15 protein-coding genes are annotated in these 12,473 nt (G+C 72.0%); 9 read left to right on the forward strand and 6 right to left on the reverse strand.

The features are described 5' to 3' along the window. Positions 1-8: 8 nt before the first annotated feature. Entirely contained in the window at positions 9-413 is a 405-nt protein-coding gene (locus ACWD1Z_RS02300; protein ID WP_451114823.1) for a hypothetical protein, read from the reverse strand. Between the two features lie 59 nt (positions 414-472). Between ACWD1Z_RS02300 and ACWD1Z_RS02305 the strand changes: the two genes are divergently transcribed. Next, a complete protein-coding gene (locus ACWD1Z_RS02305) occupies positions 473-1,177 on the forward strand; it encodes a uridine kinase family protein (protein ID WP_451114825.1) in 705 nt (234 codons plus the stop codon). 92 nt (positions 1,178-1,269) lie between these two features. On the opposite strand, the gene ACWD1Z_RS02310 is transcribed toward ACWD1Z_RS02305, so the two are convergent. Then, a complete protein-coding gene (locus tag ACWD1Z_RS02310) occupies positions 1,270-2,049 on the reverse strand; it encodes a SigE family RNA polymerase sigma factor (RefSeq protein ID WP_451114826.1) in 780 nt (259 codons plus the stop codon). Positions 2,050-2,268: 219 nt separating this feature from the next. On the opposite strand from ACWD1Z_RS02310, the gene afsQ1 reads away from it, so the two are divergent. From afsQ1 to ACWD1Z_RS02335, 5 genes are all read left to right on the forward strand, one after another. After that, on the forward strand, positions 2,269-2,946 hold the full coding sequence (gene afsQ1 / locus ACWD1Z_RS02315; protein WP_062722075.1) for a two-component system response regulator AfsQ1: 678 nt from the start codon (positions 2,269-2,271) through the stop codon (positions 2,944-2,946). Further along, a complete protein-coding gene (locus tag ACWD1Z_RS02320) occupies positions 2,943-4,511 on the forward strand; it encodes an ATP-binding protein (protein ID WP_451114828.1) in 1,569 nt (522 codons plus the stop codon). Before afsQ1 ends, ACWD1Z_RS02320 begins: the two co-directional genes overlap by 4 nt. Further along, positions 4,511-5,113, forward strand: a complete 603-nt coding sequence (locus ACWD1Z_RS02325; protein ID WP_451114830.1) for a hypothetical protein — start codon at positions 4,511-4,513, stop codon at positions 5,111-5,113. The genes ACWD1Z_RS02320 and ACWD1Z_RS02325 overlap by 1 nt, the downstream gene beginning before the upstream one ends. Before the next feature lie 120 nt (positions 5,114-5,233). Then, on the forward strand, positions 5,234-5,788 hold the full coding sequence (locus ACWD1Z_RS02330) for a VanZ family protein (RefSeq protein WP_451114832.1): 555 nt from the start codon (positions 5,234-5,236) through the stop codon (positions 5,786-5,788). Positions 5,789-5,883: 95 nt separating this feature from the next. Further along, a complete protein-coding gene (locus ACWD1Z_RS02335; protein WP_250077959.1) occupies positions 5,884-6,084 on the forward strand; it encodes a PspC domain-containing protein in 201 nt (66 codons plus the stop codon). A 74-nt stretch (positions 6,085-6,158) separates the two neighbouring features. Here the strand turns inward: ACWD1Z_RS02335 and ACWD1Z_RS02340 are convergent, their stop codons facing one another. Next, positions 6,159-6,518: an ATP-binding protein gene (locus ACWD1Z_RS02340; RefSeq protein ID WP_451114834.1), complete on the reverse strand. Its 360-nt coding sequence runs from the start codon at positions 6,516-6,518 to the stop codon at positions 6,159-6,161. Positions 6,519-6,657: 139 nt separating this feature from the next. Continuing rightward, positions 6,658-7,815, reverse strand: a complete 1,158-nt coding sequence (locus ACWD1Z_RS02345; protein WP_451114835.1) for an adenosine deaminase — start codon at positions 7,813-7,815, stop codon at positions 6,658-6,660. A gap of 113 nt (positions 7,816-7,928) precedes the next feature. On the opposite strand from ACWD1Z_RS02345, the gene ACWD1Z_RS02350 reads away from it, so the two are divergent. Next, positions 7,929-8,684 carry an alpha/beta hydrolase gene (locus ACWD1Z_RS02350; RefSeq protein ID WP_451114837.1) on the forward strand — a complete coding sequence of 252 codons (756 nt, stop codon included), beginning with the start codon at positions 7,929-7,931 and terminating at the stop codon, positions 8,682-8,684. A gap of 5 nt (positions 8,685-8,689) precedes the next feature. On the opposite strand, the gene ACWD1Z_RS02355 is transcribed toward ACWD1Z_RS02350, so the two are convergent. Then, positions 8,690-9,652: a LysR substrate-binding domain-containing protein gene (locus ACWD1Z_RS02355; protein ID WP_451114839.1), complete on the reverse strand. Its 963-nt coding sequence runs from the start codon at positions 9,650-9,652 to the stop codon at positions 8,690-8,692. A gap of 62 nt (positions 9,653-9,714) precedes the next feature. Between ACWD1Z_RS02355 and ACWD1Z_RS02360 the strand changes: the two genes are divergently transcribed. Both ACWD1Z_RS02360 and ACWD1Z_RS02365 read left to right on the forward strand, forming a co-directional pair. Further along, a complete protein-coding gene (locus ACWD1Z_RS02360; protein WP_451114841.1) occupies positions 9,715-11,001 on the forward strand; it encodes an MFS transporter in 1,287 nt (428 codons plus the stop codon). A 182-nt stretch (positions 11,002-11,183) separates the two neighbouring features. Continuing rightward, positions 11,184-12,197, forward strand: coding sequence for a sigma-70 family RNA polymerase sigma factor (locus ACWD1Z_RS02365; protein ID WP_451114843.1), 1,014 nt, complete (start codon positions 11,184-11,186; stop codon positions 12,195-12,197). Here the strand turns inward: ACWD1Z_RS02365 and ACWD1Z_RS02370 are convergent. Beyond that, positions 12,081-12,467: an STAS domain-containing protein gene (locus tag ACWD1Z_RS02370; RefSeq protein ID WP_451114845.1), complete on the reverse strand. Its 387-nt coding sequence runs from the start codon at positions 12,465-12,467 to the stop codon at positions 12,081-12,083. The two genes, ACWD1Z_RS02365 and ACWD1Z_RS02370, sit on opposite strands and share 117 nt — an antisense overlap. Between the last annotated feature and the right edge of the window lie 6 nt (positions 12,468-12,473).

Consider the following 12,473-nt stretch of genomic DNA (forward strand, 5'->3'; position numbering starts at 1 on the left):
CGTCGGGGTCAGCCGCCCAGCAGGCTGGCCGCCTGGCCGAGCACCGGGATGCTGCCGATGGACCGGGCCTGCGCGACCGGGGCGGTGAGCATCTGGGAGGTCAGCGGCTGGAAGTCGCCGAGCTGGGTGCCGACGCCGTTGTCGAGGGGGTCCACGCCGGTGCCGGCCAGCGGGTTGGGCTTCAGGCCCGCGACCGGTCCGGTGACATAGCCGACCATGCCGGTGACCGCCCGGAAACCGCCCTGGGGGTCGATCTTGCCCAGGGAGGTGGGGCGGGTGTGGACCACGTCGAGGACCGGCTCGGCGTCCGCGGCGGCCGTCGGCGCGGTGACGCCGAGGGCCGCGCCCGCGGTCGCGAGGGCGACCAGGGCCCGCCGGGCGGTGGGGTGGGGGAAGGACGCTTGTCCGGCCATCTGTTCTGCCACCTTCTGACGCAGTGAGTAATCAGGATGACACGAAGGGTAGTTGAGGTGTGACGCGCGCTTCAAAGCCGACCCGCGGAGTCGATGAACAGCAGGTGAATGCGTCATATTGGTGTCCCGTGAGCTCCCTTCCGCCCGTACCGGCCCGAGTCGTGCTGCTCTGCGGCCCCTCCGGCTCCGGCAAGTCCCTCCTCGCGGCCCGCTCCGGCCTCCCGGTGCTGCGCCTCGACGACTTCTACAAGGAGGCCGGCGACCCGACGCTGCCGCAGGTCCTCGGGAGCTCCGACATCGACTGGGACCACCCCGGGTCGTGGGACGCCGACAAGGCCGTGGCCGCGATCGAGGAGCTGTGCCGCTCCGGTCGTACGACGGTCCCGCTCTACGACCTCTCCCTGAGCGCCCGCACCGGTGAGGAGCCCGTCGACATCGGGCGGACCCCGCTGTTCATCGCGGAGGGCATCTTCGCCGCGGAGATCGTCAACCGCTGCCGGGAGCTGGGCGTCCTGGCCGACGCGCTGTGCCTGAGCCGCGGCCCGGTCACCACCTTCCGCCGCCGCTTCCTCCGGGACCTGCGCGAGGGCCGTAAGTCCGTGCCCTTCCTGCTGCGCCGCGGCTGGCGCCTGATGCGGGCCGAGCGGTCGATCGTGGCCCGCCAGACCGCGCTCGGCGCCCACGCCTGCGACCGGGACGAGGCACTGGGCCGGCTGGCCGACGCGGCCGCGGGACGGCCCGTACCGGCGAGCGCGGCGGCCTGAGCACCCGGGCGCACGAAGAAGCGGGACTGGACGGACCCCCCGGCCGACCGGTCCCGCTTCTCCTTGGTGCTCCCCCGTGCTCCCCCGTACCTTCAGGCGACCAGCTCGCCGAAGGCGTCCTCCTCGTCACGGCCGAAGCTGAGGACCTCGTCCTCGCGCAGCCGGCGGAGCGACCGCCAGATGCTGGACTTCACCGTGCCGACACTGATGCCGAGGATGTCCGCGATCTCCGGGTCGGTCCGGCCCTCGTAGTACCGCAGGACCAGCATCGTCCGCTGGAGTTCGGGCAGCCGGGCCAGCGCCTGCCACAGGACCGCGCGCAGCTCGGTGCCGCGCATCGCGTCCGTGTCGCCGGGCGTCTCCGGCAGTTCCTCGGTCGGGTACTCGTTCAGCTTGCGGCGGCGCCACGCGCTGATGTGCAGATTGGTCATCGTCCGCCGCAGGTAACCCCCGACGGCGGCCTTGTCACTGATCCGGTCCCACGCCCGGTACGTCGAGAACAGCGCGCTCTGCAGCAGGTCCTCGGCCTCGAAGCGGTCACCGGTGAGGTGGTAGGCGGTGGCGTACAGGGAGGCGCGGCGCTCCTGGACGTAGGCGGTGAACTCCGCCTCCGACAGCGAACGACGCTCCCCCGTGCCCTCCCTGTACGCGCTTCCCCCGTGTGCTTCCCCCGTGAAACCGTCAACCACCGTCATGTACGCGGTGTGCTGACGCCCGGCGCCGCGAGCGCACCCCCGCCCTCCCCCACGCTCGAATCCGCTCGCGCGGGAGGGACCCCCATCGGCACCGGACTTCTCCGGACCCCGGCCCCCGTGCACGTCGTGCAGACGCGTGACAACTGCGCTCGTGCTTGAGCTGTGCAGCGTGTTCATCTCGCGCCCCCCGTCGTGGACTTCCGGTGTTCGGCTTGCTTCCTTGCTGGTGTGGAAAAGCTTGCCCGGGGCACTTCATGGCCGTGTCCGCCGACTGTCACAGAGCTGTCACAGGGGTCCGTCGTAGCTCACGCACCGCCCGGTCACGGAGAGCAGCGGTCCTTGCCGTACCTGTACAGGTGTCGAAACCCCACCCCGCCATGGGCCAGAATGAGCCCCGTGCCTTCCCTGTTGCTGATCGAGGACGACGACGCCATCCGCACGGCCCTGGAGCTGTCACTGACGCGCCAGGGTCACCGGGTTGCCACGGCTGCCACCGGTGAGGACGGCCTGAAGCTGCTGCGTGAGCAGCGGCCGGACCTGATCGTGCTGGACGTGATGCTGCCCGGCATCGACGGCTTCGAGGTGTGCCGTCGCATCCGGCGCACCGACCAGCTGCCGATCATCCTGCTCACCGCGCGCAGCGACGACATCGACGTGGTGGTGGGCCTGGAGTCCGGTGCCGACGACTATGTCGTCAAACCCGTGCAGGGGCGGGTGCTGGACGCCCGGATCCGGGCCGTGCTGCGGCGCGGGGAGCGGGAGTCCAACGACGCGGCGAGCTTCGGCAGCCTCGTCATCGACCGGGCGGCGATGACGGTGACGAAGAACGGCGAGGACCTCCAGCTGACGCCGACCGAGCTGAGGCTGCTGCTGGAGCTGAGCCGGCGCCCCGGACAGGCGCTGTCCCGGCAGCAGTTGCTGCGGCTGGTGTGGGAGCACGACTACCTCGGTGACTCCCGTCTGGTGGACGCCTGTGTGCAGCGGCTGCGCGCCAAGGTCGAGGACGTGCCGTCGTCCCCGACCCTGATCCGTACGGTCCGCGGGGTCGGCTACCGGCTGGACGCGCCTCAGTGACACCAGCGCACGGGGGGTTCCGCGGCTGGTTCGCGGAGCGCAAGGGAGTCTGGTCGCGGCTGCGTCTGACCAGCCTGAGGCTGCGGCTGGTCGTGGTGTTCGGCCTGGTGGCGCTGACCGCCGCCGTGTCCGCGTCCGCCATCGCGTACTGGCTCAACCGGGAGGCCGTGCTCACCCGTACCCAGGACGCGGTGCTGCGGGACTTCCAGCAGGAGATGCAGAACCGGGCGGGGGTGCTGCCCGAGCGGCCGACGCAGGACGAACTCCAGCGCGCCGCGGGGCAGATGGCCAACAGCAGCCAGCGGTTCGGTGTGCTGCTCGTCGCCGAGAACGCCACCGGCGAGACCGTCTCCGGCAGTTCGGGCGGGCTGAGCGGCTTCACGCTCAAGGACGTGCCCGAGTCGCTGCGCGAGGCGGTGAACGAGGAGCAGGCGGTCGACTCCACCAACAAGTACGCCTACCACCTGTACTGGCAGCGGATCGTGGAGGACGACACCCCGTATCTGGTGGCCGGTACGAAGGTGATCGGCGGCGGGCCGACCGGGTACATGCTCAAGTCGCTGGAGCCGGAGGCGAAGGACCTCAACTCCCTCGCCTGGTCGCTGGGGATCGCCACCGGCCTGGCCCTGATCGGCTCGGCGCTGCTCGCGCAGGCCGCCGCCACGACCGTACTGAAGCCCGTGCACCGGCTGGGAGTTGCCGCGCGGCGGCTCGGCGAGGGCAAGCTGGACACCCGGCTGCGGGTGTCCGGAACCGATGAACTGGCCGATCTCTCGCGGACGTTCAACCACGCGGCGGAGGCGCTGGAGAAACGGGTCGACGACATGGCCGCGCGGGACGAGGCGTCCCGCCGGTTCGTCGCGGACATGAGCCATGAACTGCGGACACCGCTCACCGCGATCACCGCCGTGACGGAGATCCTGGAGGAGGAGCTGGAGGCGGAGACCGGGTCCATGGACCCGATGATCGAACCCGCCGTACGGCTCGTCGTCAGCGAGACCCGCCGCCTGAACGACCTCGTGGAGAACCTGATGGAGGTCACCCGCTTCGACGCGGGCACCGCCCGTCTGGTGCTGGACGACGTCGACGTCGCCGACCAGATCACCGCCTGCGTCGACGCCCGCGCCTGGCTGGACGCGGTCGACCTGGAGGCCGAGCGCGGCATCCACGCCCAGCTCGACCCGCGCCGCCTGGACGTCATCCTGGCCAACCTCATCGGCAACGCCCTCAAGCACGGCGGCTCGCCGGTGCGGGTGTCGGTGCGGGAGGAGGACGCGGAGGTCGTGATCGCGGTACGGGACCACGGCCCGGGCATCCCCGAGGACGTCCTCCCGCACGTCTTCGACCGCTTCTACAAGGCGAGCGCCTCCCGCCCCCGCTCCGAGGGCAGCGGCCTGGGCCTGTCCATCGCCCTGGAGAACGCCCACATCCACGGCGGCGAGATCACCGCCGCCAACTCCCCCGAGGGCGGCGCGGTGTTCACGCTGCGGCTGCCCCGGGACGCCTCGGCGCTGACCCAGGCGGCCGAGGAGCACAAGGGCCCGGACGAGAAGGACGAGGCGTGATGACCGTACGCCGTCTGCTGGCGCTCCCGCTGCTCGCCGGGCTGCTCGCCGGGTGCGGGATCCGGGCCACCGAGGTTCCCACCGACTTCGGGCCCGCGCCCTCCCGGGTGCACTGCTCGCTGGCCGAGCCGGACGTGGCGACCCAGGCCTCGCGGGGGCTGCCCGCCCAGGTGTTCCTGCTGTGCCGCTCGTCGCTGGTGGCCGTGGACCGGACGGTACGGGTTCCGCAGGGCGCGGCGGACTCGCAGCGGCGGGTGCTGGTGGCGCAGGGCCTGCTGGACGAGCTGAAGGCGACTCCGTCGGCGGCGGAGCTGGAGGCCGGCTACACGAGCGAGGTCCGCGGCAAGCCGACGGTGACCGGCCCGCGCGCCGGCGACCCCGACGACACCCTCCGCCTGAGCACCCCGCCCGACGCCCTGGCGCCGGTGGCCCTCGCCCAGATCGTCTGCACGTTCTCCGACTCGGAGGCGGCGGAGGGCGACGGCTCGGTGATCCTGGGCGGCCCGGACGGCTACCCGCTCCGGCGGTACGAGTGCACGGACGACGTGCGGACGCGGCCGTACACGGAGACACCGCCGTCGTCGGAGATCACCGGGGACTGAGGAACTCGGGGCTGGGCGGCGCCGGGAAGGGGCGCGGGGAACTGCGCGACAAGCCCCCACGGCCCGCAGCCGAACAACGGCCCCGGAACCAACCGCCCCGAAGACCGCGTCTAGCCCAGCGTGCAGCGTCAAGGCTCCGACAGCGGCGGCATCGCGATCCGTATCCGGGTGACAGGGGGCGTCCTCCTGGTCGCCCACCTCACGTTCGTCGCCTGGCTCACGCTGCGTCCCCTGGACGTTCCCTGGGTGCTGCCACCCAATCTGCGCCCGCTCGCCGGGATAGAGGCCGATCTGGCGCTGGGCTGGCAGGACGGGCTGCGCCGCCTCGCCGAGGCCATCGCGCTGCTCGCCCCGCTGGGCGTCCTGCTGCCCGCGGTGCACGGCAGGATCGCCGCCTCGCCCCTGGCGTCCCTGCTCCGTACGGTCGCCGCGGGCATCCTGATCTCGATGGGCATCGAACTGCTGCAGACCGGGGTGCCGGGCCAGGTCGTGGACGTGGATTCGGTGCTGCTGAACACGGTCGGCGTGACGCTCGTGCACGCGGCCGTCGTACCGGCGGCCCGCCGCCGGCTGCGCCGCCGGACCGAGCGCGCCCACCCGCCGGCGTCGGCCCTGAAGGACGAGGCTCCTCAGGGTAGGACCCCGACGATTCCCAGGGTCGGGATCGCACCGTAGAGCGACGCTTTGCCCCCTTCGTCTCCGTAGCGTTGCAGGCAGATGAGGCAGCCACGAGACGCCGCCTCTGACCGACGCTCACGAAGGAGCCGCAGATGTCCCGCCTCGCCCGACCCACCAACGGCCGCATGATCGGCGGAGTGTGCGCCGCGCTGGCGCGACGCTTCGGCATGTCGGCGACCACGATGCGCGTGCTGTTCCTGCTGTCCTGTCTGCTGCCGGGCCCGCAGTTCCTGCTCTACATAGGGCTCTGGATCTTCCTGCCCTCGGAGGAGAAGGCGCGCACCGCCTGGTGACCGGCCGACACCCGTACGCCGACGGGGCGCACCCCGTGTCCGAGGGTGCGCCCCGTCGGCGCGTTCGGGAGGGCTCAGCCGAGCGGCAGGCCGTTCACCCCGGTGCCGGCGCCGCCGCCGGGCAGGATCTTGCCGACCGGGAGGCCGCCGAGGAGACCGGCGACCGGCTTGGTCGGGCCTTCGGCGAGCAGCTTCTGGGCGAGCGGCTGGGCGGCGGTCGCGCTCGCGTCGGCCGCGGTCTGCCCCTTGGCCAGGGCCTCACCACCCGGCAGCACCTGGGAGAGGTTCTCCGCGGGCAGCGTCCGGGTCACCGTGTCCAGCGCGGAACCGGCGTCCGGCAGGGCCGGGGCGGCGTTCGCGGCGCCCGCACCGGTGGCGGCGAAGGCGGCACCGAGGGCGGCGACACCGAGGGTCTTGGCAGCAGACTGCTTCATTGAATGCGTCCTCGAAATGGGATGACGGGGAATGTGAGCGGTCCTTGACCGTAAACATGCCGAGGTGCCCGCCGCAAACATCGAAATGCGGACGACTGGTGAACGTCCGTCCGCATGTCCCGTCACCGAAATCCCGCGATCAGCCTTCTTCGGCCGAAGAACGGCTGGTGGAGGCGGTCTGCTGGAACAGCCACTCGGATTTCAGCTCGGCGTAACCCGGCTTGATGACGTCATTGATCATCGCGAGTCGTTCATCGAAAGGAATGAACGCTGATTTCATCGCATTGACGGAGAACCACTGCATGTCGTCGAGCGTGTAGCCGAACGCGTCGACAAGGTGCTCGAATTCCCGGCTCATGCTGGTGTGGGACATCAGCCGGTTGTCGGTGTTCACCGTCGCCCGGAAGTGCAGCCGGCGCAGCAGTCCGATCGGGTGCTCGGCGTAGGAGGTGGCGGCGCCGGTCTGGAGGTTGGAGCTGGGGCACAGCTCCAGCGGGATGCGCTTGTCGCGGACGTAGGAGGCGAGCCGGCCGAGGTGGACCGTGCCGTCGTCCTTGACCTCGATGTCGTCGATGATCCGCACCCCGTGCCCGAGCCGGTCGGCGCCGCACCACTGCAGGGCCTGCCAGATGGACGGCAGCCCGAATGCCTCACCGGCGTGGATGGTGAAGTGGTTGTTCTCGCGCTTCAGGTACTCGAAGGCGTCCAGGTGCCGGGTGGGCGGGTAACCGGCCTCCGCCCCGGCGATGTCGAAGCCGACGACGCCCAGGTCACGGTAGCGGTTGGCGAGTTCGGCGATCTCCAGGGCACGGGCGGCGTGCCGCATGGCGGTCAGCAGCGCGCCGACGCGGATGCGGTGGCCGCGCTCCCGGGCGAGCCGCTCGCCTTCCCGGAATCCCTCGTTGACGGCCTCGACGACCTCTTCGAGGCCGAGCCCGGCCGCGAGGTGCTGCTCGGGGGCGTACCGCACCTCGGCGTAGACGACACCGTCCGCGGCGAGGTCCTCGGCGCATTCGCGCGCGACCCGCACCAGGGCGTCCCGGGTCTGCATCACGCCGACGGTGTGCGAGAAGGTCTCCAGGTAGCGCTCCAGGGAGCCGGAGTCGGCGGCCTCGCGGAACCAGACGCCGAGCTTGTCGGGGTCGGTCTCGGGGAGCTGGGAGTACCCGCTGTCGCGGGCGAGTCCGACGACGGTGGCGGGGCGCAGGCCGCCGTCGAGATGGTCGTGCAGCAGAACCTTGGGCGCCCGGCGGATCTGCTCCGGTGTCGGGGTGTTCGCGATGGTCTGGCTCGTCATTTCCGCACTTTAACGCCTACGCGCGTAGAGCGCCTGGTGGACGTTTCCGTCGATACGTAACGGTGATCCCACGGACGGGTGGCGTACACCCGCGCTTCTGACACTGTTCTGTCATGGCACAGGAAGCGACGCCGGTTCGCACGGCCCGCCTGGGCAGAGCGCTCGGCCCGGAACCGACGACGGTGAGCGGGGTGGTGCTGCTGCTCCCCGGAGGTGACGAGACGTCACATCGCCGTCCCTCCGCGATGCTGGCGGCGGCATCGGTCCGCGCCCTCGGGCGCAGGCTGACCCGCGCGGCACGGGACGAGGGCCTGGCGGCGCACGCCGTGCACTACCGCTGGCGGGGGTGGAACGGCACGGAGGCGAATCTGGCCCGGGACGCCAACTGGGCCGTGGAGGAGGCCGTACGGCGTTACGGCGATGTGCCGGTGTGCCTCGCCGGGTTCGACATGGGCGGGCGGGCGGCGCTGCGGGCGGCCGGGCACGAGGCGGTCAACTCCGTCCTCGCCATCGCCCCTTGGCTGCCGGAGGAGGATGTCGCGGCGCCACCCGAACCGGTGAAGCAGCTCGCCGGGCGGCGGGTGCTGATCGTGCACGGGACGAACGATCAGCGCACGGACCCCGAGTTGTCCTTCCGGCTGGCGGCGCGGGCGAAGAAGACGAACCGGGACGTGTGCCGGTTCGAGGTGCACTCGGACGGGCACGGGCTGCACCAGCACCGGGCCGAAGTGCTGTCGCTGGCCGAGGACTTCGTGATGGGGGCGCTGTTCGGGCGGGCGTTCGCCCGCCCGGTGGAGGACGCGTTCGCGGCTCCGCCGCCCCTGGGACTGCGCATGCCGCTCGCCTCCGGCTTCGGGCAGCGGCGGTAACACTCCTAGGTCGCCAGCAGGTTGCCCCTCTTCGAGAGCAGGAATTTCTTGAAGGCCGCCACCGGCGGGGTGTCCGGGTGGCCGTCCAGCCATGCCACTCCGATCTCCCGCACCGCGCGCGGAGCGGTGACCGTCAGCTCCACCACCCCCGGCCGGGGTACCGCGGGCGGGGGCAGGAGCGCGACGCCCAGCCCGGCCGCGACCAGACCCCGCAGGGTCTCCGCCTCCTCCCCCTCGAAGGCGACGCGCGGCTTGAAGCCGGCCTCCCGGCACAGGTCGTCGGTGATGCGGCGCAGACCGTAGCCCGGTTCCAGGGTGACGAAGGTTTCGTCGGCGGCCTCGGCGAGGCGGACGCGCCGGCGGGCGGCGAGCCGGTGGTCGGCGGGGACCACCAGGCGGAGCTTCTGTTCGTCCAGGCGGCGGGCGACCAGGTCCGGGGCGTCCGGCACCGGGGACGTCAGGCACAGGTCCAGCTCGCCCGCGCGCAGCCGCTCGATCATCGCCTCGCCGTAGTTCTGGACCAGGCTGAAGCGCACCCGGGGGTGGTCGGCGCGGAAGGCGCTGATCAGGCCCGGGACCGTCTCCCAGCCCATGGTGTGCAGGAAGCCGAAGGCGACCTTGCCGGTGGCGAGGTCGGCGTCGGCACGGACCTCGTCGGCGGCGCGCTCCACCTCGGCGAGGGCGCGTTCCACCGAAACGAGGAAGGTACGTCCGGCCGGCGTGAGGGAGACGGTCCGGCCGCGGCGGGCGAACAGGTCGACGCCCAGGTCCTGTTCGAGGCGGACCATGGCCCGCGAGAGGGTCGACTGCGGGACCTGCATCTCCTGCGCGGCGCGGGTGACGTGCTCGGTGCGGGCGACGCCGGCGAAGTAGGCCAGGCGCGGCGCCAGCAGCCTCGCCATCTCGGCCCTGTCTTCTGTGTCACTGGACGGTGACAGTCGCGGCTGTGACCTCTGCTGATGCTCCATGGGAACGATTATGGCGATTCCATGCATTGGACGGATGAGAGCGGCCTTCGTACGGTCGAGTCATGTCTCCCGCCAGTACCGGGGCGTCCACCACCGTGGGCGCCGTCACGTCCGTCCCCGCCGCCGACTCCCCCGACTCCCGTCTGACCCCGGGCGGCCCCGGCTACCGCCGGATGAGCTTCGCCCTCTTCCTCGCGGGGGTGGCGACCTTCGCCCTCCTGTACTCCACCCAGGCCCTGCTGCCGCTGATCTCCGGCGAGTTCGGGGTGACGGCGAGCGAGGCGAGCTGGACGGTGGCGGCGGCGACCGGCGGTCTGGCGCTGTTCGTCCTCCCGATGAGCGCGCTGTCGGAGCGTTTCGGCCGTCGTACGGTCATGACGGCGTCGCTCGCGGTCGCGGTGACCCTCGGACTGCTGGTGCCCTTCGCGCCGAACCTGACCGCCCTGGTCGTGCTGCGGGCGGTGCAGGGCGCGGCGCTGGCCGGGCTGCCGGCGTCGGCGACCGCCTATCTGGCCGAGGAGGTCCGCCCCAAGGCGCTGATCACGGCGATCGGCCTGTTCGTCGCGGGCAACAGCGTGGGGGGTATGAGCGGCCGGGTGATCACCGGCTGGGTCGCGCAGGAGTGGGGCTGGCGGGTGGCCGTCGGAGTGATCGGGGCGCTGGCGGTGGCCTGCGCGGTGGCGTTCCGGCTGCTGCTGCCTGAGCCGCGGCACTTCGCGGCGGGCTCGCTGAAGCCGCGGGTCCTCGCCGGTGCGGTCCGCGACCACCTCTCCGACCCGCTGCTGCGCCGCCTCTACGCGATCGGCGCGCTGTTCATGACGGTGTTCGGCGGGGTGTACACGGTGATCGGCTACCGCCTGACGGAGGCGCCGTTCGGGCTGCCGCAGGGCATCGTCGGCTCGGTCTTCCTGGTCTACCTGGTGGGCACGGTGTCCGCGTCGACGGCGGGCCGGCTGGTGGGCCGCCTGGGCCGCCGGGGCGCGCTGTACGCGGCGGGCGGCACCACGGCGGCGGGCCTGCTGCTGTCCCTGGCCGACTCCCTGCCGCTGGTCCTGCTGGGCCTGGTCCTGATCACCGCCGGGTTCTTCGCGGGCCACGCGGTGGCCTCCTCGGCGGTCAGCAAGACGGCGACGCACGGCAGGGCGCAGGCATCCGCGCTGTACCAGTCGGCGTACTACATCGGCTCCAGCGCGGGCAGCACGGTCGGCGCGATCGCGTTCCACGCGGGCGGCTGGGCGGGGACCGTCGGGGTCGGTCTGCTGGCGGTTGCCGGCGTGGTGGCGATCACGGTGCTCGGGACCCGGGCGGCCCGGCTGGCGGCCCGCCGGACGCCGGTCGCGGCGCACTGAGCGGCACTGGGCGGAAGGTCGCGGCGCTTCGGGCGGGACGCCGATTCCCTCGCCGGCGCGAACCCGTCCGACCTGCGCGTTTTCCCACTCCGCACGCCATTGTCAGTGGGCTGCGGTAGCTTCCGAAGTGCTGGACGCGATGAGGCGTACAACACAGGAACGGCCACAGGGGTGGGTGGACGATGGGCAACACGGCGACTACGACGGACCTCGACGAGACACTGGAGCGGCACCGGGTCGAACTGACCGGGTACTGCTACCGGATGCTCGGCTCGTCCTTCGAGGCGGAGGACGCGGTGCAGGACACCCTCGTCCGGGCCTGGCGCAGCTACGACAAGTTCGAGGGCCGCTCCAGCGTCCGCTCCTGGCTGTACCGCATCGCGACCAATGTCTGCCTGGACATGCTGTCCGCGGGCAACAAACGGGCCCGCCCGATGGACCTGACCGAGGCCACACCGCTCGCCCAGGCCGCCCTCTCCCCCCGCCCCGACCACACCTGGCTGGAGCCCATGCCCGACGCCCGTGTGCTGCCGACGGTGGAGGACCCGGCCGAGGCGGCCGTCGCCAAGGAGTCCGTGCGGCTGGCCTTCATGGCCGCCCTCCAGCAACTGCCGCCCAAGCAGCGGGCGGTGTTGATCCTGCGCGAGGTGCTGGCCTGGAAGGCGAGCGAGGTCGCCGAGCTGCTCGGCACCTCGGTCGCGTCGGTCAACAGCGCCCTGCAGCGGGCCCGCGCCACCCTGGCCGAGCGGGAGGAGCGGGGCGCGGACGCCTCCGTGTCGAACCCGCTGGACGAGGAGCAGCAAAAGCTCCTGGAGCGGTATGTCGCGGCCTTCGAGGGCTACGACATGACGGCACTGACGGCGCTGCTGCACGAGGACGCCATCATGACGATGCCGCCGTTCGACCTGTGGCTGGCCGGCCCGGCGGACATCACCGGCTTCATGACCACGCTCGGTGCCTCCTGCGCCGACTCCCGGCTGCGGCCCGTCCAGGCCAACGGCCTGCCCGGCTTCGCCCACTACAAGCCGGACGAGGAGACCGGCGGCTACACCGCGTGGGCGGTGCAGGTGCTGGAGGTCTCAGACGGGCGGATCACCGGTTTCCACTGCTTCCTCGACACCAAGCGCTGGTTCCCGCTGTTCGGGCTGCCCCTCCACCTCGAAGCGGAGGCCGACCAGGCCGAGAAGGGCGTGTAGGGCCGGGTCGGGGTCGCGCAGCCGGATCCGGCCGCCGCAGCGCCGGGCGGTCAGCTGGAGCCGCGCCAGCAGGTCGACGGCGCCGAGGCCCGGGGGGCCGAGGCCGCCGACGTCGCAGACCACGACCCCGGCACCGGACCCCTCCAGCAGTGCGCGCACGTCGTCGCACAGGCCGGTCACCTGGTCCTTGGTGACGGGTCCTGCCGGCACGAGTACAGCGGGTGTCATGGCGTCCACAACCGGTAGACCGGGCGGGCGCGCGGAACTCATCGCGGA

Source organism: Streptomyces sp. NPDC002784 (assembly GCF_053592135.1).

Coding starts and splice junctions, on each gene's coding strand:
- ACWD1Z_RS02300 (WP_451114823.1), bottom strand. CDS start 413: ATGGCCGGACAAGCGTCCTTCCCCCACCCCACCGCCCGGCGGGCCCTG.
- ACWD1Z_RS02310 (WP_451114826.1), bottom strand. CDS start 2,049: ATGAACACGCTGCACAGCTCAAGCACGAGCGCAGTTGTCACGCGTCTG.
- ACWD1Z_RS02325 (WP_451114830.1), top strand. CDS start 4,511: ATGACCGTACGCCGTCTGCTGGCGCTCCCGCTGCTCGCCGGGCTGCTC.
- ACWD1Z_RS02335 (WP_250077959.1), top strand. CDS start 5,884: ATGTCCCGCCTCGCCCGACCCACCAACGGCCGCATGATCGGCGGAGTG.
- ACWD1Z_RS02340 (WP_451114834.1), bottom strand. CDS start 6,518: ATGAAGCAGTCTGCTGCCAAGACCCTCGGTGTCGCCGCCCTCGGTGCC.
- ACWD1Z_RS02345 (WP_451114835.1), bottom strand. CDS start 7,815: ATGACGAGCCAGACCATCGCGAACACCCCGACACCGGAGCAGATCCGC.
- ACWD1Z_RS02350 (WP_451114837.1), top strand. CDS start 7,929: ATGGCACAGGAAGCGACGCCGGTTCGCACGGCCCGCCTGGGCAGAGCG.
- ACWD1Z_RS02355 (WP_451114839.1), bottom strand. CDS start 9,652: ATGGAGCATCAGCAGAGGTCACAGCCGCGACTGTCACCGTCCAGTGAC.
- ACWD1Z_RS02360 (WP_451114841.1), top strand. CDS start 9,715: ATGTCTCCCGCCAGTACCGGGGCGTCCACCACCGTGGGCGCCGTCACG.
- ACWD1Z_RS02365 (WP_451114843.1), top strand. CDS start 11,184: ATGGGCAACACGGCGACTACGACGGACCTCGACGAGACACTGGAGCGG.
- ACWD1Z_RS02370 (WP_451114845.1), bottom strand. CDS start 12,467: ATGAGTTCCGCGCGCCCGCCCGGTCTACCGGTTGTGGACGCCATGACA.